The following is an 18,266-nucleotide window of genomic DNA, read 5'->3' on the forward strand; positions in this document are numbered from 1 at the left end:
CGCTTTCTTTAATTTTTATCCCTCGACGAGCCACTAATTCAACTCAACAGAAATAATATATACATGCTCATAGTCCGTAGCCTTTTCCAGTTGCTCTTTTGTTTCTATATCATTATATATGGACAAGCCCTGTTTATTTGTATAAACAATTGTAGCTACTACTTTTTTCTCACCTATAAATAATGGTGCTTCATTAAGACCACCCGTGCCAGAACTCATTTTTTCTCTTCCAGATATGTCTTTCTTAAAAAGACCTGATGATTGACCGCCATCATCCATAATGGAAGTAATCCATTGTTCCTGATTATCATCCATTAATCGCTGGATAAAAACTGCCCTTATTGTTCCAAGGTCATCATCTTGCGTTACTTTTGTATTTATTTCCTACCAACCATTGCGGAATTGGTGCTGATCCATCGCGACGGTTGATATTTTTGAATAACGGCTGATTCACTGGCCACAACGGGGGATATTTCCTGATAACGGCTGATTCCTTGGCCACAACGGGTGATATTTCCAGATAACGGCTGATTCCTTGGCCGTAACGGTTGATATTTCCGGATAACGGTTGATTCCTTGGCACGAGGAGTTTCACGCGGAAAGTGTTTTTTCGTAGCACACAGTTCCATTGCAGTTTTTATCAATTGCAAAAGATACAAACTGCTACGTAACTTACGAAAGGGTGCCAAATAAAAGACACCTGCAGACGCAGATGCCAAGTTCAGCCGAACACTATTTTATTCTGTTGCCAGTACATCATGGTACTCAGGTGTTTTTTCCATTTTCTTTTGAGCATAGGAGCACACCGGAATTATTTTCTTTCCTTTTTCTCTTGCGTAATTCACTACCTTTTCAACAAGTTTCCCGGCAATCCCCTGACCACTAAGACTTTCCGATACAACTGTATGATCAATGATTAACTTTGTATCAGTTAGTTGGAAGGTGATTTCAGCCAATGGTTCAGCTTCATTTTCACCGACATAAAATTTACCTTCACCTTTTTTTATAGTTGTCATGCTAAATGTCTCCTTATATTTGTTTCATTTTTTCATCAAGCATTTTAAATACCTCTTTCAAATTCTCGTTAGCTACATCCGAATAGTTGTCACCTATACTTACTTCAAAATAGCACCCTTGATCATCTATTCCTTTTGTGTAGCCAGTTAAACCTATGCCTGTTGCTTCATAAATAGAAATTAAGATCTGTTCTACTTCTTCTTTTTTGGCAGTAAAGTGGACGTGAAACATATTAGAGACAGGGACTTTGGGTAATGTCGACACTGCATGACACTGATTATATAATGAAGCGAGCTCTTTTGCTTCCTCAAAATACTGTTTCATTTTTTCAGACCGTTGATTGAAATAGTAATCGGCACTAATAATATAAGGGTAAAGGCTAATTAGATCTCCCCCGTGACGTCTTTTCCATACTTTGGACTTCTCTGTGAATTCCTGATCACCGGCCAGGATTGCCCCAGCTATTCCACCAATTCCTTTGTAAACAGAAATATAGACACTATCGAAAAGCCTGCAAACCTCAGCTGCCGTTTTCTGATAATAAGGAAGTACTTCAAGCAGTCTAGCACCATCCAAATGTAACTTAATTCCTTTCTCCCGACAGTGATTGGAAATATCTACAAGTGTTTGATAATCAGGTAGTTGACCACCAATTTCCCTTTGTGGCAATTCAAGCAGTAAGCAGGAAATAGTCTCCTCCATTTGAACAACATCCTCAAGCCCAATAACACTGTTTTTATCAGCTAACAAAACGGATTCAATCTGATGGAGTTCTTTTAAACCATCCTGTTCATGAATCTCCACATGCGATAATGGATGGTAGGCTACTTTTTTCATGCCTTTTTCATCACACCAAATTCTTAAGGCAATTTGCTGTGCCATCGTTCCACTTGGGAAAAAAACGGCTGATTCCTTCCCCAAATAACGCGCCATTTTATTCTGGAAATCGTTAATTATTTTACCGCTACCGTAATGATCACTTTCTTCTTCACCATCAAAGTTCTCTAAAACATCTTTAAGCACCTGGATATTTCTACTACCATGGCCAGCTACTTGTTTATCGGTTTTTTTAAATGCTTCAAACAGATTCACTTATTACTTCCCCCTTTACTTACAACTAAGGCAATGTAACTACGATCATCATTAAGAATAGTAATGCTAAATAGTTAACAGAACACACAAACATGACATGGGCCCACTTTGCATCATCTTTTGTAAAGAATCCGCTGATTGCGACCACTAACCAGGCAACTGTAAGTACTGTAGCTGTCACTAAAAATACTGCACCCAGTTGTACCAGGAAAAACGGTAATGGCAGCAGACATGCGATATATACAACCATTTGTCTTTTGGTCACATCAAAACCATAAACAACTGGCAGCATAGCAACCTTTGCAGCCTTGTATTCATCATGTTTCTTCATTGCTATAGCAAAAGTATGTGGCATCTGCCAGATAAACAAAATTAAAAACAACATGATTGGAACAACGTGAAAAGCAGGTGCTATGGCAGCCCAGCCAATTAAAGGTGTTACTGCACCAGAAACACTGCCTATTACGGTGTTTAATGTATACCTTCGTTTAGACCACATGGTGTATAAAATAACATAGGTGAACCATCCTACAAATGCATATATAGTTGTTTCAACAGTTGTAAAAAGAAGCAGTACAAAGCCAAGAACCGTTAAGACAATCCCTAGTATTAAAACTGTTTTAAGCGAAAAAGAACCCGTAACAGTTGGACGTTTTTGTGTTCTCGCCATCACTTTATCAATGTCAACATCGTACCAGTTGTTAATGACAAGTGCCCCTGCCATAACCATTGTACTTCCTGCAATTGTTAACAAAAATACAATCCAATGATCAGAAAAAGATTCATTGGAAAAATATAATGCCAGCCAAAACCCGGTGAAAACAGGTAATATATTTAAAATTAATACGATAGCTTTGAAAAGTTCTTTTAAATCCTTGAAAATAGAACCTTTTCTTACATTCTCCTGTGAGGACGGAGTATCCTTTATATTCATTTCATTTCCTCTTTCTATAACTGACTAGCAGGTTTATTACGTTAACTCCATAATACCATTTCTATCGAATTAATATAACATGTAGGATTTTTTACCAAAAAATCAAAGCTGTTGAAGTACTGATTTTGGGAAATCCTATTAGCAAAGTGAGGTGACAAAATGGCTAGAAATAATAAAATCCTGGTTCCGGCAGCCCGCAAAGAATTGGATGTCTTAAAAGGGCGAGTGATGAAGGCAAAAGGCTATAAAGTTAACGGGGCTGATACTAATGCTGTTAAATACGAAGTAGCAAGTGAGCAGGGTATTACGCTTAATAAGGGGTACAATGGTCAACTTACATCCGAACAGGCAGGTAAGATTGGAGGTCCTATTGGTGGTAATATGGTTAAAGAAATGGTCAAAATGGCTCAGGACAGCATGAGACAGAAGTAACGTGAAAAACAAAGGCTGCATGACGAGTAAAAGTCATGCAGCCTTTGTGATCCAGTTTAGTCCTTATTTTGCCTTCTCATTGATAACTCCTCATTAACCATTGAATACATGCTTTCTACCCCTTCACTTGATGCTTCAAAGGAATATGCATTTTCCACTCTAATTCCCACGTTATCCGCTTCTGTAACTGCATCAATATTAGCTCCAATAAAAATGAATTCCCATCCGTATTTTTGTTCCTGGTGTTTGATCATCTCTTTAATTTTCTGTTGAGAAAATTCACGGCTCGCATTCTCCATTCCATCTGTCGTAATAACAAACAATACCTTTCCAGGCGTTCTTTCTTCACTGGTCTTAGCGAATCTGTGGCCCACATCCAACATGGTTTTCCCTACTGCGTCCAACAATGCAGTAGTTCCTCTTACAAAATACTCTTCTTCTGTAAGCTCTGCACTATTTGCATCAACACCATTCCACAACACCGCATACTCATCGTCAAATAGTACAGCCGTGAGCATTGTTTCGCCCTCCAGCTGGCACTGCTTTTTAACCAAAGCGTTGAATCCACCAATCGTGTCCTTTTCAAGTCCGGCCATTGATCCACTTCGATCAAGTAAAAAAATAATCTCTGTCAAATTCTTATTCATATAAATCATCCTCCTGTGTTTTACATCATGGTATAATAGTAGCTGAGTTTATCTATTATATGGTCGCCTGCAAAGCGACATTTTTGGAGGGTACAAGATGCTCAATAAAAAGATAATTTTAGAATTGCAGAATTACATAGACAATCACTTGGACCCCATAGAAGATTACAGCGTTTCATACAATATGGAACACAAGCTTCAGGAAGTAAGTGAACATGAATTAGGGGACTTTATAAAAAATAAACGCAAGCCAACATTCCAACAGGTTTTGTTTAATTTTATTGATAAAACTGGACTTACCGATCCGGAAGTCTATAATAAAGCATGGCTTGATCGCAAGCACTTCTCAAAAATACGTTCTAACCCGGAGTATCGTGCCGGAAAAAGTACCATTCTTGCTCTTGCTCTGGCAATCGAGCTTAATAAAAAAGAAACCGATAAGCTTCTAAGCTCAGCCGGTTACTCGTTCTCTGACAGTGATACATCCGATTTGGTTCTCCAGTTCTGTTTTGAGAGGGGAATTTACGATATCTATGATGTAAATCTGGCGCTAGATTATTTTAGTTTAAAGCCATTGATTGGATGAAAAATAGTTAGAATCAGCCAAATCCGAGATAACGGGAATTGGCTCTTTTGTTTTTATAGATCCTTTTCTCTTAAAATCCTGCCTATGAACTGTGTGCTCCTAACCATTCCCGGCTGACCCGGAACCCAGTTTGCAGGAACTCCTTCTCCGGTACTTTTACTGTATTGCAGCCCCTCGATTATCCTCATAATTTCGTAAACATTTCTACCAACTTCTAAAGGATATACTAATTTGGTAACTATAGTTCCTTCTGGGTCTATAATAATTGTCGCCCTTAATGCAGCTCCAGTATTCTCATTTAGTACTCTGTACGCCTTACTGATTTTATGTGTATGTATAGGTGTTTGTCCAGTTAAGCCCATTTAGGATAATCTTTTTGTTTGCATTTGTGATATAGGGGTATGGGGTATATAGAGCGTCACCTTTTAAAGAGAAACCAGGGGTAAAAAAATAGTATAGTGGCAAACCTAGAATAGTATAGTTTTATACTCTCAGATATTTTATTCTAATTTTTAAACAATGGAGGGGTACAATGGCATTACAACCATTAACAGCAAAAGATATAGCTCAAAAGATTCTCGCTAATGAAGAAGTATTCTTGTTAGATATTCGAAAGGAAGAAGATTATAGTGATTGGGCAATTCAAGGACGAAATGTTCGCAGTATGAACATTCCCTATAACCTTCTGAAAAATGGGGTAGATGATGTAAAAGAACAACTTCCTGAAGATCAAACGATCTACGTAGTTTGTGCAAAAGGCATCTCTTCTCAAAATGGGGTAGAAATACTACAAGATGCAGGAGTTCAAAATATTACTTATTTAGAAGGTGGTATGACTGCGTGGAGTGAACATCTTGAGCCAATGAAAATTGGCAACCTCTCTGACGGAGGAGAACTTTATCAATTCCTTCGCATCGGTAAAGGGTGTCTTTCTTACATGGTCGTAGCTAACGGTGAAGCAGCTGTTGTAGATGCTAGCAGAATGATTGATACGTATATAGATTTTGCTAACCAAAAAAATATAGACATTAAATATGTACTGGATACCCACCTTCATGCAGACCATATTTCTGGTGGAAAGACGTTAGCAGAGCAAACCGGGGGCAGATATTACTTCCCACCTAAAGATGACAACGGCTTGACTTTCGATTTTAATAAGCTGGAAGATGGCACAAAGATCATTGTTGGTGGTTCCGTTGAAATCAATGCCTTTTATTCACCTGGACACACAATTGGCAGCACAAGCTTTATTGTAGACAAGAAATACTTGATGACTGGAGATATCTTATTCATCGAATCAATTGGTCGGCCCGACTTAGCGGGAAAAGCGGATGATTGGGTGGATGACCTTCGGAGGACTCTATACGAGTCATACCACGACTTATCGCAAGATTTAGATGTGTTACCAGCTCATTTTGGAGCAATGGAAGAAATCAATGAGGATGGCACAGTTTACGCGAAGCTAGAAGAACTTTACCAGATGAATGACCATTTAAAAGTGGAAGATGAAAAAGAGTTCCGACATCTTGTCACAGACAATTTACCTCCACAACCAAATAGTCACGAAGAAATTAGGAATACCAACATGGGTAAGGTAAATCCAAATCAGGATGAACGGCGAGAAATGGAAGTAGGACCAAATCGCTGTGCCGTGTAATCCAATTTACAAATCCAAATCAAATGGTTTCGATTTGTTATTTTTTCTGCATATGAGCCCTGCCCTGGCACCTAGTATAATGATACAGGTACCAGGCACTTATGTGATTGAATTACTTACCACAGCATTTTTTATACTTTTTACCGCTTCCACATGTGCATGGTTCATTACGACCAACTTTGGTATGCTTTTTTATGGGAACTACATTTGATTCCTTGTAGCTTACAGTTGGGTTAAAGTGCTTTTTTTCTGTTGAGAGAGTTCGTCAGGTGAATTACCTTTTAGCACCCACAAACGAGTGTCGTTGTTTAAATCCATTAACTTTTCCAATAACTGCTTTACAAAATCCATAGAAGGAAATTCAATTTTGCTTTGTAAAAACTGCACCATCATTTCGGTTTTCATACCCATTTTAACCATATCAGTAATCTGCATTGCAGTGAAATTGTTCATTTCGTGTGTTCTCTCTATATCCCGGTTCCCCAGCCATCAATAACTGTTTCTTTGTAAAACGATGTAATCCGTACCTTGTCTTTTTTGTTGTTCCTTTAGTATTTCACTAGCATTGAAAACCTTATGATAGTGTAGTCCATAACCTGATAACTCGACTTGACCGTGATAATCCTCTGCAAAAGACATTACTTTTATAAACTCTAATCCATCAATATCCTGGCCTGTGAGTTGTTCGACTTTATCAATCAAAACTGATATACCTGCAACACCATAATAATAGAGAAGTCCATGGGTTAAGGATATCCATTCAATTATCATCCTTTTCAGGTTTTTATATAAACGTAATAGCAAAAATCTTTCCAGTGGCGTAACAACACATCCACTTGTAGGGAAATATCATAAATCACTAAGTCGCTTCTTATCACGTTTACCCAAATGTGTGTACGGCATGTTATTCACAAATACTATTTCCTTTGGCATTTGAAACCTTGCCAATCTGGGCCGTAACCAATCAAAAAGTTCATCTTTTGAAAGATTTGGCCCTTCTACCGTGTGGACAAAAACCTGCAGCCTCTGCCCAAATTCTTCGTCATTAATTCCTATCACTGCTACATCCTCTATTTGAGGATGTGTGATTAATATCTGCTCGAGTTCAATCGGATAAACATTTTCACCTGCTGAAACAACCAGATCATCGGTTCTTCCACATAAAAAATAATACCCTTGATGATCCTGGTAACCTAAATCCCCTGTCCTGATCCAATTACTGTTTCGCATTGACCAGCTGTTTTTAACACAAAGTTCACCTACCATGCCTATTCCCAGTTTATTGTCATTTTTATCCAACACATCTAATTGGCCACCACTTATTCTTTTACCAATCGTAATAGGAGAATATTTGAGGTCATCTGGGGTTGCTATTACATTTAATCCCGCTTCTGAAGTACCATACAGATTGTACAATACATCTCCCAATTCCCGGGAAACCTTGTTTACAAGTTTGGGACTGAGTTCAGCTCCACCTGAAGCTATACAAGCGAGTGATCTTAAATCCTCAGTATTGGTATTCAGCATTTTATGGATCATTAAAGGTACGACAGTTACTACCTCCACATGGTGCTTGCGAATAAGATCACATGCTTTTTCAGCTTTAAAATCGTTATTGATAACTACCTTTTTGCCCAGTGCAATGCATAACACAAATACAGCTATACCATAACCATGATAAATGGGCGTGGCTATATAGGCTGTTTTATACTTTAAAAGATTTAATTTGGAGAGCAAAGCTAAAGAAGGATTTAAATAATTAAATAAAGATGGCTGATGTACCGCTTCTTTTGACTTCCCTGTCGTACCACCTGTCAGCAGTACTATTTTACTGGCTGAAGTTCTTGACAGTTTCAGTTTCTCACTTGTAAAAAGCAAATTATTTATTGCGGGCAGGTTTTCATGATAGCTGAAAACCTTATCTTTATCATAAGATGATTGCTCGATCAAAGTGTTCAACTCTGGATCATAGATCAGTAAATCAAAGTCATGGATATCCTGCAACTGATTAAATTGTTTCTTGCTCATTTCGGTATTAAGTAAGTAGATATCTGAACCTAATCGCGCAACAGCGAAAATTGATTTAACCAAAGAAGCATGGTTAATGCACAAAAAACCAACTTTCTGACCCGGCCTTAACCCGTGGATTTTTTTCAAAGCCATGGACAGCTGTTCGGATTGTGACAGCAACTCTTTATAACTTATTTTTTCCTTTTCATCCACCAAAACAACCTTTTCACCATAAGTTCTTTCTGCAAAATCTAACAGCATTAATAAGTTTGTGCCATTTCTGAATAGAGCAGCAGTCAACCTGTACAATCCTAAAGGAGAAAGCAATCTGATTTTATACAAAACATATAGCAGTTTAAGTACCTTCAAAATCACTCCCCCTTTTTTCTTAATACAACCGTATTTATAGATTCCCAGATCCCTCTGAACAAGATTGATGCAAGCTGTCCAAAAATCAACCACCATGGTCTGTATTTTTTCCTTTTTGTATACATCGTCCTGCAGATAATTTTAGCAACATGGTTTGGACGCATTGCAGGCATGTTCTGATAAGCTTCTGTCGGCAGTATCATTGGTGTCTTTACTAACGGTAGATAGATTGATGATGTTGAAATTCCCATTGCATTAAGTTCAGGACCTGCTGATCGAAACCATGTGTCAAAAGCTGATTTTGATGCCTGATAGGCTGCCCATTTTGGGATTGGTAGTATCAAGGCATTTATGGTAGATACATTGATAACCTGTCCTTGATTTTTTTTAAGAATTGGAATGACAGATAACATCAATTGTACCGGCGCAAAATAATTGATAGCCATTGTACGAGTGAAATCATGGTATCTGTCTAATGATTGAGGAATCGAGCGTCTGATAGACTTACCTGCATTGCTGAGTACTATATCCAAGCCGTCCGGTAGTTGATGGATAAATGTAAGTAATCCCTCCGTTTCCATCCTATTTCTAAGGTCTACACCAAAGACACTTACTTTTGCTGCTTTCTTTTCTATTTCTCTTTTCATTTTTAACAGCTTTTCTTTTCTTCTCGCCACTAGAATCAAGTGAGTATCTGTATCCGCTAGTAGATACGCTACCTGCTCTCCTATTCCGGAACTCGCACCAGTTATAAGAATAGTCTTTCCTTGCAAGGTACGTCTAAGCTTCTTTTCATTCAAATATGTAGGGATAAATAATAGTTTTTCAAGAAAGTTATAGTTATACATAGGAACAAATCCTTTTTCCGTGTCATTGTCTTTAGAGAACCTTGTTATAAAATATTCTATATAAAGACAAAAAAACCTCTTTTCTATGCTAACAGGATTGAGAAAAGAGATATTTTAACTAACTTATATGATTTTCTTTTCTTGCTTTTTTTCTCTCAATTAACTTGAAAATAATTCGTAATAAAGGTGGCACTGCAAAAAAGATAAAAAATAGCCGGAACAGTTGATAGCCTGAAACAATAGATAAATTCGCATGGATTTCATGAGCGATTATCCCCATCTGGTCCATCCCACCTGGAGCCATACTTAGTAGCGCCGTTGCGTTTGAAATAGGGTGGATTTCGGTCAGTATAATACTTAATACCACTGCTCCCATCACAAGCATGATTCCACTGCTAACCGCAAGGCTAATTGTCCTCACTTTTCTATGCAGTTGATTCGTTTTAAGCATCAAGCCCACATGGGTACCAATCATAAGCTGAGCACCATTGATCAACACCGTTGGAAGCTGTGGTCCCTGCAAACCGGTTAGTTGAAGAATTGTAGTTCCAATAAGTGGTCCTAACAAATAAGCTGTCGGTAGTTTTATTCTGCCACCTACAATAGCAAATACAATCCCTGCCACTGCGAAAATAAGCAAATTCGGAAACAGGTCAGCCCACTTCGCTGAAACCTCTACCGTAAAGTTAGTTGCTTGTTCCGCTCCACCATGCCCAAACACTGGAATCATAACAAGCAAAGGCATAACGATGACAATAATCATTAGACGTGAGATCTGCATAACAGTAACTACAGCTAAGTTAATCCCTTTCGTTTCCTCAGCCAGTAAAATCACCTGTGAGAGTCCACCTGGGATACAGCCTAACAGTGACGTACTATAATCACTATCTGAAAGCCTGGAAACAACAAAAGCAATACCGGAACAAAGTAGTAATAGCAATAGCGTCATTGAAAACATGGAAGGCAGTTGAAGTGCCATGTCCTGCAAAGCAGTTGCCGTCATTGATAGACCAATCGTATAACCAACAATCATCATGCCTGCATTTCGAACAGATCTGGGCCATACATAATGAAGTTTCAATACATTTGTCCCTACTACCACCGCAATCATTGGCCCAAGAAGCCATGGAACCGGAATGTGCATTAGTTTGAATAGTATACCGCCGATTATAGCAGTAATAAAAGTTATGCTAACTTGTTTAAGCTTCCGTGTATCTTGTTCCATGCTGTGTTCCTTCTTTCAATTCAATGGTGACTTTTTAAAATTTCGATTAAACGTTACTACTGCATTCTACCACGACGGATAGAAACCATAAAATTAACAAACTCGTTTATACATCAACAGTATTAAACAAAAAAAGTCAAAATACATACTAAAGTTCTACAAACTTTTGAGAATAATGCATGTACTATTAACATAAGGGTTACTTCGAGGCGCTAAATATTATTCTAGGAGGAAAATAATGAAGAAAAGCATGTCTATTTTAACAGTCGTTCTAGGACTTGGATTAATGACTTCACAGATTGCATTCGCCAATCCACAGTCAACTCCAAACGGTCCATATGTTGAAAGAGAGCAAAATGTGTCATTGTCAAGTTTGATGACAAATGAGGAATTAGAGGACAAGCTTCTAAAATTAGAAAGTACTTCTCATGGAAAAATGCAATTAGACATTGTAGGACACTCCAATAATGGTGCTCCTTTGTACGTTGCGAAATACGGAAATAATGATCCAGACAAAAGCAGGGTATTAATCTATACTCAAATTCATGGAAATGAAGTTTTAGGCACCGAGGCAACAATGGAAATGATGCAAAAATTCAATTCCGGCGCAAAAGAAATTAACGAAATGCTTGATGAGGTGTCTGTTTGGATAATGCCACGAGTTAATCCTGATGGCACGATGACACAATATGAAGGAAACTGGAATCCAGTCCGTTATAATCATCAAAGTTGGAATCCTGAAGCGTTAGGAATGCCAGCAGACACGGAAGCTCCCTGGTATTATAACCTTGGTTATGAAAGAGGCCAGGCAAACGATGGCGGAATATATTATGGAATTCCAGGGTATGACTTAAACCGTGACTTCAGTCCAAATTATAATTTTGATATTAATGAGGTTGATAAGGAAAAACTTGCAGAAGTGCTAAACAATGAATCCACGAACAACCCTTATTCCACCGGATTTGTTGTATCTCCAGAAGCACAAGCAGTTACTAATGTCGCTAAGGAATTTAATCCAGATGTCGCTATAGACGTACACCATAGAGGTTTTAATGTACTTTCAGAAGACGATAACCGCTCTGTTGCAATATCTGTTTTAGGGCTTTTTACAACAGAACCATATGTTGATCCATTTAATGGAAAGACGTATGAAGTTGAAGAAAATGTCGCTAAGCTAAGTAAGCAAATTACAGTAGTTGGCTATCAGTCCCTGCAAAAAGGTTTCTCTTCATTTGGTGCGATTCAGCAATATCCCCAAGTGAACTATCCTGGATCTGGTCTTGGAGCATTGCAGTTAAATGGTACTGCAACAATGTTAATCGAGGTTAAAGGACAAACTCAAACATTAGGACAAAAGCAAAACGGAATGTTAAAGCAGACAGTTAAAACACCAATATATGATATTTTAAATGCATTAGCCGATGGTACAATTGAAGATGTTGATGCAGATTTATACGATGAGATTCCAGCTGCTTACGGTTGGATGGGTGACCCTACTACCCGTTACTAGTATCAAAAGTTTTATCTTTAGAAAAAGCTTCCCATAATACAACAAACGAGACAAGCATTTCTAATGCTCGTCTCGTTTTCTTTTGAATAATGGTATTACTTTTTTACTTTTTACCGTCGTTTAATCGTCTGGCTTCTTCAGGACCTGACATCTTTGTTGCTCCCTTGTAGCGAAGACCTACATCACGGTCTGATTCCACACGTCCGCTCTCTCTTAACTTTCTTTCTTGACGGTCTTTTCCCATTTTTCAACACCTCCTATTAGTAACATGAGTTTTTTTAATTAGGTTTATTCAAAATTAAGAAAAGCAGAGAACAATCATCTCCATTTCGAAATCGTTTCAACCTTAGTCGCCCAACACCTATAGTTGCCTCTATTTCTACTTAAACCTTATTTTTTACGTCAGTTCTCATCTAAATTCTTTCTTAACTGAAAAGGTTCTTCTAGATATATCTTCAGTAGTAGCGTTTATAGTTCTAAGATATAAACCTTATAGCCTCTTGGTAGTAAATTGTACATTTTAAAAAGGTATTTGCCATATTCTCTAGAAGTGCTATTTAAGCTGTAGTTTTTTTATATATGTTTTTAAACAAACCGAATAAAGGTTTAAAAAAAGGAGGAAAACAATGAGAAACCGTAAACAGTTATCTGTGGCAATTACATTTTTAATACTAGGTCAACTATTTATGATCAATAGTGTTAATGCTGATCAATTATCCGGTCCAATCAAGGAAACCAGTTTCCTTGAACACAAAGAATCCCCACATTTCGATACACGAGTGCTTAATAAAGTTGCGCCAACTGATGATCAGCTAGATGCCACCAGTAGCCTTGTTGGCGAAATAGGTGCAGGAGTAAAAATAAAGTGGAACTCGCTTTTTGGCACACCTTCACTAATCGTGAAAAATCAAGGTTACCTAACTGATAGTTCGACTAAAAATGCTGAAACAATTGCACGTGAGTGGCTTAAGCAACATGCCTCCGTATTTGGCCTGACAGCTGAAGAGGTTAAATCGTTAGTAGTTACTAGAGATTATGCTATGCCTGGGACTGGTCTCCATCCTGTTACATTCCAACAGACATTTGATGGAATTGAATCAGTTTACGGAGGGCGAGTTATCGTTGCGGTTAATAAGGACGGTAAAATTTTATCAGTAGCTGGCAATCTGAGTCGCTCTAAAACTTTAACAGGAGAATTCCAATTAACAACAGCTGAGGCTTTGTCTAAGGTCATCTCATTAGAATCTCCAGGAATAAATTACACACCTAAATTAATTGGAGACGAGAATGGCTGGGATGTATTTGGTGGCGGTGATGTATTGCCAACAAAACAGCGAGTTAAAAAAGCTACATTTATAACAAAAGATGGAGTGAGACCTGCTTATCGAGTTCTCTTTATTGAAGAACTTAACACAGGCTATGAAGTTGTAATTGACGCTGCTAATGGAGAACAAATGTATAGGCGCTCTCTAGTAGACACATTACTTGAACCTAAAGGCTTAATCTTTGAAAACTATCCAGGTTCATCACAAGGTGGAACTCAAACTGTTAAATCATTCTCGGGAGATCCAAATGCCTCACCAAATGGGTGGCTTATTCCTGGAACTAACTTAGGCGTTACCACCTTTGGTAATAATGCTAATTCATATGCAAACTGGAGTAACTTTCTCGTACCTGCAGACCAGGCAGTTCGTCCGCTGGCACCAACTGGAGAATTCAGTTATTTATTTAAAAATTCATGGCAGGAAACAAAAGGAGAAACTACTCCTCCTTCCTATAGTGAGGATGTAAACAGTGCAGCAACGAACCTTTTCTATCACCATAACCTTTTTCATGATTATCTATATAATTTAGGATGGGTAGAAGAAGCTGGCAACTTACAGCTTTCTAACTTCGGAAAAGGCGGCCTAGATGGGGATGCTATTTTAGGTCTTGTCCAAGCTGGGGCTACAACAGGAGGAGAGCCAACTTACACGGGACGTGATAATGCCTATATGATGACTCTTCCAGACGGTATTCCGGCATGGAGTGGTATGTTCCTATGGGAGCCCATTGCTGGTGCGTTTGAAGGAACATATGCTGATGGTGATTATGATGCTGGAATCATCTATCATGAATACTCTCATGCATTATCAAACCGACTAGTAGCCGGAGGTGAATCCCTAGGAAGTCATCAATCTGGTTCTATGGGTGAAGGCTGGGGAGACTGGTACGGTATGCACTACCTAGTCAAAAATGGAGTCCAAGAAAATCCGGTTGTCGGTAGTTATGTCACAGGAAACTTTGAGCGCGGTATTCGAAGTTATGCTTTAGATGAAGCACCGTATAACTACAGTGATATAGGCTACGATGTGGGAGGTCCAGAAGTCCATTCAGATGGAGATATTTGGGCTGCAATCCTGTGGCATATGAGAGAAGAACTTATTGACCGTTTTGGAAAAACACAAGGTGAATCTGTCGCTGAACACCTGGTAACCGACGCGATGCCAATATCTTCTCCAAATCCTTCTATGGAAGAGATGAGAACAGCTATTATTGCTTCGGACTTTGAACGTTACGGTGGAAAACACTATGATACTTTATGGACTGCTTTTGCTCAGCGGGGCTTAGGAGCGAATGCATACTCTAACGGTGGTGACGATATAGATCCTGTCCCTGGTTTTAATCATCCAGATGGACAACGTAATGGACAAATGTATGGAAAAGTGGTCAACTCTGCTACAAACAAACCAGTTTCAGATGCTAGAATAATTGTAGGTGAGTTCGAAGCCCGAACAAGTCCCGTTGCAGTATCAGGTGACAAAGGTAAGTTTGGTTTTCATGCAGTTGAAGGGACTTATGATATTACCATCCAGGCCAAAGGGTTTGGTTCCAGAACAATTAGAGATGTGGTAGTTCAACCGGGTGAGAAGAACAAACTAGCATTTAAGCTATCTCCAAACGTCGCTTCTTCCTATAATGGTGCATCTATCTCTAGTGTATCTGGGGTATCAGAAAGCAACCCTGTAAAATTAGTCATTGATGATACTGAAGCAAGTGTCTATGCCTCAGATACTCAAGAAAATGGATTTAAAGGAGCTGACTTTGTCGTAGATTTAGCTGGCAATGACCCAGTTGAAATCTCACATATCCAGGTTAGCGCAATGAAAGATATTTCGAAAGCAAGATTTGCAACACTGAAAAATTTCAGTGTCCAGGTATCAATGGATGGTGAGAACTGGACTACTGTTGTTAGAGATGAATTTGATGCTAAAAAACCTAGACCTACTGTTGGTGATTTACATTACCGTGGCTTTGATCTGGATCAACCTGTTGAGGCAAAATATTTAAAATTTATTGCTCACAGTGCACAAGATATGTCAAAAGGTTACGTACAAGTGGCAGAGGTTCAAGCTTTTTCTTCTGAAAAGTCAAAAATAGAACCTATAGCTTTTGAACCCGAGGATCCGTTTGTTAGTGAGGGGCTTGTGAAAGTAGGAAATCCCGGAACTGGAATCGGATATCTAGCGGGAGCAGAACTGACTGTTGCCGTTACCGAAAATGAATTCGTTACAACGCAAAATCCTGAACCAATCTCCCAAGGAACCGACGGCTATGTAGTAACCCTGCCGCAACAATATGGAGACGGGATTCATAATTTCACTTTAACCGGACCGGAAAGCGGTTCATATGATTATGATATCTATTTCTACAACAAGAGCTTTGAATTAATCGGACGTGTCGCAACTTCCGGACCGAATGAATCTGGTGTAATTCCTGGTGGAACACGATATGTTTATGCGGGACTATGGACTGGTTCAAACGTGCCATTTACATTTACAGCAACAAGTCCATAATTAATAAAGGATACTTCTTTAGACTGTCGAGAGTTTCTCGACAGTCTAATTTTTTTACCTAATAATGTTAATTTACCCCCGATATTTGATAGCCAGTCCTTTCAGGAAATTCCTGGCGTATTTATCGCCGCACTCTTTGTAGTTTTTATGTCCTTCTTTTCTTAATAACGCACTTAATTCTCCTTTTGTTATAGTAACTCCAGCTTCTTCTAATATTTCAATCGTGTCCTCACTTGTTAATGTTAGTGCTATTTTCAACTTTTTCAGCATGATATTATTAATGTTGTTCACATTTGCATTATTTTTTGCAGGCTGCTCTGGTTCTGTAGGCTGTCCTGGCTTTGGATCCTGCCTTCCCCTTTTTAAAATAATAAATCCATTTAAAAATGACTCCAGCATAATGTTCGTGCATTTTATATGATCTTCATTGTCAACTGTATCTTCTTCAAATTCATCATCTGATTTTGTAAGTATCTTCAGCACTTCTTCTTTTGTTACTTTAATGCCACCAAGTTTAAATATCTCTACCATATCTTTATTTTTTATATCAAGTGCATACCTTAATCTGATTAATATATCATTATTATCCATCAATAAACCTCCAATAACATTGGCTTCTTTGACCACCTGTGTGTTCTAAAATCATGCTTTTTCTATCAACGCACAGCACTCCACGTGCCCTGTCTGAGGAAACATATCAACCGGCTGCAACTTCTTTGTCTCATATCCACTATCTTCTAGAATCCGTAGATCACGTGCTAATGTGGATGGGTTACATGATACATAGACAATCCGCTTCGGCTTCATTTCAACCATGGCCTGGAGAAGCTCTTCATCACAGCCTTTTCGTGGTGGGTCTACTACAATCACATCTGGTCTTAATCCCTGTGCAGTCCACCATGGCATGATCTTTTCTGCTTCCCCTACAACGAATTCCGCGTTTGTAATGCCATTAAGCTTTGCATTTTTCTTTGCATCGCTGATGGCTTCTGGTACAACTTCCACACCATATACCTTCTTTGCTTTCTGGGCTAAAAATAAGGAAATGGTTCCGATGCCACAATAAGCATCAATAACAGTGTCGTTGCTGTCAATCTGTGCATATTCCAGTGCTTTTTCATAAAGCATTTTCGTTTGTGATGGATTTATCTGATAAAAAGATTTTGCTGAAATGGCAAAGGTAATATCACCAATTTTATCGTGAATATATTCATCACCAAAAAGCAATTTTGTCTTTTCACCTAAAATAACATTGGTGCGCTTACTGTTTACGTTGTGCATAATTGATTTTATATGTGGATACGTTTTGGTCAATTCCTTGATCAGCTCGTCCTGGTGCGGCAGTTTATCCGTACGTGTAACGATCACGACCATGATGTCTTTTGTTTCTTGACCTGTGCGAACCATAATATGTCGTAAAACACCTTTATGAACTTCCTCATTATAGGCCCGGATTCCAAGTCTGTTCGCTGTATTTCTAACCGTCTTAACAACGTCATTAATTACTTCATTATGTGTAACACATGTTTCTGTATTTTCTATGATACGGTGGCTGCGTTTTTGATAAAATCCGGTTATGAGTTCACCATTTTTTTCGCCAACTGGAATTTGTACTTTATTTCGATAATGCAATGGATTTTCCATACCGATGATTGGATGTACTGGTACATGTTCAAGGTGGGCAACTTTCTTCATCGCATTTTTCACTTGATTCATTTTCATCTCAAGCTGAAGGTTATAGCTCATATGCTGTAGTCCACATCCATTACAATGTACATGACACACCGGTTCAATTCGTTCTGGACTAGTTTTAAGTAGTTCAAGCAACTTTCCAAAGCCGAAGTTCTTATTTGCTTTAATTACCTTTACAGTCGCTTCTTCACCTGGTAATGCGTTTGCTACAAATAAAGGGTAGCCGTTTATTTTTCCGACTCCATTTCCCTCGTGGGTCAAATCTTCAAATGTTAGTGTAATGGTTTCATTCTTTTCTACTGGTGCTGATTGTTTTGCCATGTATACCTTCCTTTACGAACCTATGTTATCGTTTATTTTACCACAAATGTATTTTTCCATGAAAAAAGAGCCTTTGATTTCATGAGTTAA

At 38.4% G+C, this 18,266-nt stretch carries 20 protein-coding genes and 1 pseudogene; 5 read left to right on the forward strand and 16 right to left on the reverse strand.

The features are described from left to right. Positions 1–33: 33 nt before the first annotated feature. The 5 genes from ACOI1D_RS07535 to cyoE form a co-directional block, all read right to left on the reverse strand. A complete protein-coding gene (locus ACOI1D_RS07535; RefSeq protein ID WP_422500553.1) occupies positions 34–315 on the reverse strand; it encodes a hypothetical protein in 282 nt (93 codons plus the stop codon). 62 nt (positions 316–377) lie between these two features. Then, the gene (locus ACOI1D_RS07540; protein ID WP_422500555.1) at positions 378–629 is read right to left on the reverse strand and encodes a hypothetical protein; all 252 of its coding nucleotides are present in this window, start codon (positions 627–629) and stop codon (positions 378–380) included. A 108-nt stretch (positions 630–737) separates the two neighbouring features. Continuing rightward, a complete protein-coding gene (locus ACOI1D_RS07545) occupies positions 738–1,016 on the reverse strand; it encodes a GNAT family N-acetyltransferase (RefSeq protein ID WP_422500557.1) in 279 nt (92 codons plus the stop codon). A gap of 13 nt (positions 1,017–1,029) precedes the next feature. Continuing rightward, positions 1,030–2,109 (reverse strand): threonine aldolase family protein, encoded by a 1,080-nt coding sequence (locus ACOI1D_RS07550; protein WP_422500559.1) that lies wholly within the window; start codon positions 2,107–2,109, stop codon positions 1,030–1,032. Positions 2,110–2,134: 25 nt separating this feature from the next. After that, entirely contained in the window at positions 2,135–3,043 is a 909-nt protein-coding gene (gene cyoE / locus ACOI1D_RS07555; protein ID WP_422500561.1) for a heme o synthase, read from the reverse strand. 159 nt (positions 3,044–3,202) lie between these two features. Here cyoE and ACOI1D_RS07560 point away from each other — a divergent pair, with 159 nt between their 5' ends. After that, entirely contained in the window at positions 3,203–3,475 is a 273-nt protein-coding gene (locus tag ACOI1D_RS07560; protein ID WP_422500563.1) for a small, acid-soluble spore protein, alpha/beta type, read from the forward strand. A gap of 56 nt (positions 3,476–3,531) precedes the next feature. On the opposite strand, the gene ACOI1D_RS07565 is transcribed toward ACOI1D_RS07560, so the two are convergent. Further along, positions 3,532–4,122, reverse strand: a complete 591-nt coding sequence (locus ACOI1D_RS07565; protein WP_422500565.1) for a vWA domain-containing protein — start codon at positions 4,120–4,122, stop codon at positions 3,532–3,534. Between the two features lie 97 nt (positions 4,123–4,219). Between ACOI1D_RS07565 and ACOI1D_RS07570 the strand changes: the two genes are divergently transcribed. Continuing rightward, entirely contained in the window at positions 4,220–4,708 is a 489-nt protein-coding gene (locus tag ACOI1D_RS07570; protein WP_422500567.1) for a hypothetical protein, read from the forward strand. Between the two features lie 53 nt (positions 4,709–4,761). Here ACOI1D_RS07570 and ACOI1D_RS07575 read toward each other — a convergent pair. Continuing rightward, positions 4,762–5,037 (reverse strand): annotated as a pseudogene (locus ACOI1D_RS07575) (peroxiredoxin); the annotation flags it as partial. 203 nt (positions 5,038–5,240) lie between these two features. Between ACOI1D_RS07575 and ACOI1D_RS07580 the strand changes: the two are divergent. Then, complete coding sequence (locus ACOI1D_RS07580) at positions 5,241–6,365, forward strand: MBL fold metallo-hydrolase (protein ID WP_422500569.1); 1,125 nt, start codon at positions 5,241–5,243, stop codon at positions 6,363–6,365. 112 nt (positions 6,366–6,477) lie between these two features. On the opposite strand, the gene ACOI1D_RS07585 is transcribed toward ACOI1D_RS07580, so the two are convergent. The 6 genes from ACOI1D_RS07585 to ACOI1D_RS07610 all read right to left on the reverse strand — a co-directional run bounded on the left by ACOI1D_RS07585 (position 6,478) and on the right by ACOI1D_RS07610 (position 10,817). Next, entirely contained in the window at positions 6,478–6,561 is an 84-nt protein-coding gene (locus ACOI1D_RS07585; RefSeq protein WP_422500632.1) for an SEC-C metal-binding domain-containing protein, read from the reverse strand. Between the two features lie 26 nt (positions 6,562–6,587). Continuing rightward, positions 6,588–6,818: a hypothetical protein gene (locus tag ACOI1D_RS07590; protein WP_422500571.1), complete on the reverse strand. Its 231-nt coding sequence runs from the start codon at positions 6,816–6,818 to the stop codon at positions 6,588–6,590. 36 nt (positions 6,819–6,854) lie between these two features. Then, on the reverse strand, positions 6,855–7,136 hold the full coding sequence (locus ACOI1D_RS07595; protein ID WP_422500573.1) for a hypothetical protein: 282 nt from the start codon (positions 7,134–7,136) through the stop codon (positions 6,855–6,857). A 78-nt stretch (positions 7,137–7,214) separates the two neighbouring features. Next, positions 7,215–8,744, reverse strand: coding sequence for an AMP-binding protein (locus ACOI1D_RS07600; RefSeq protein ID WP_422500575.1), 1,530 nt, complete (start codon positions 8,742–8,744; stop codon positions 7,215–7,217). A gap of 2 nt (positions 8,745–8,746) precedes the next feature. Then, positions 8,747–9,592, reverse strand: a complete 846-nt coding sequence (locus ACOI1D_RS07605; RefSeq protein WP_422500577.1) for an SDR family NAD(P)-dependent oxidoreductase — start codon at positions 9,590–9,592, stop codon at positions 8,747–8,749. A 118-nt stretch (positions 9,593–9,710) separates the two neighbouring features. Then, positions 9,711–10,817, reverse strand: coding sequence for an AbrB family transcriptional regulator (locus ACOI1D_RS07610; RefSeq protein WP_422500579.1), 1,107 nt, complete (start codon positions 10,815–10,817; stop codon positions 9,711–9,713). Between the two features lie 238 nt (positions 10,818–11,055). Between ACOI1D_RS07610 and ACOI1D_RS07615 the strand changes: the two genes are divergently transcribed. Next, positions 11,056–12,327, forward strand: a complete 1,272-nt coding sequence (locus tag ACOI1D_RS07615; RefSeq protein WP_422500581.1) for a M14 family zinc carboxypeptidase — start codon at positions 11,056–11,058, stop codon at positions 12,325–12,327. A 103-nt stretch (positions 12,328–12,430) separates the two neighbouring features. On the opposite strand, the gene ACOI1D_RS07620 is transcribed toward ACOI1D_RS07615, so the two are convergent. Further along, the gene (locus ACOI1D_RS07620) at positions 12,431–12,571 is read right to left on the reverse strand and encodes a YpzI family protein (RefSeq protein ID WP_422500583.1); all 141 of its coding nucleotides are present in this window, start codon (positions 12,569–12,571) and stop codon (positions 12,431–12,433) included. A 382-nt stretch (positions 12,572–12,953) separates the two neighbouring features. Between ACOI1D_RS07620 and ACOI1D_RS07625 the strand changes: the two genes are divergently transcribed. Further along, the gene (locus ACOI1D_RS07625) at positions 12,954–16,163 is read left to right on the forward strand and encodes a M36 family metallopeptidase (protein ID WP_422500585.1); all 3,210 of its coding nucleotides are present in this window, start codon (positions 12,954–12,956) and stop codon (positions 16,161–16,163) included. Between the two features lie 72 nt (positions 16,164–16,235). Here the strand turns inward: ACOI1D_RS07625 and ACOI1D_RS07630 are convergent, their stop codons facing one another. Both ACOI1D_RS07630 and rlmD read right to left on the reverse strand, forming a co-directional pair. Beyond that, on the reverse strand, positions 16,236–16,754 hold the full coding sequence (locus ACOI1D_RS07630) for a DUF1456 family protein (RefSeq protein ID WP_422500587.1): 519 nt from the start codon (positions 16,752–16,754) through the stop codon (positions 16,236–16,238). Between the two features lie 51 nt (positions 16,755–16,805). Next, positions 16,806–18,176 (reverse strand): 23S rRNA (uracil(1939)-C(5))-methyltransferase RlmD, encoded by a 1,371-nt coding sequence (gene rlmD / locus ACOI1D_RS07635; RefSeq protein ID WP_422500589.1) that lies wholly within the window; start codon positions 18,174–18,176, stop codon positions 16,806–16,808. Between the last annotated feature and the right edge of the window lie 90 nt (positions 18,177–18,266).

This window comes from Virgibacillus sp. DJP39 (genome assembly GCF_049310925.1).
Taxonomy (GTDB): domain Bacteria; phylum Bacillota; class Bacilli; order Bacillales; family Amphibacillaceae; genus Virgibacillus_F.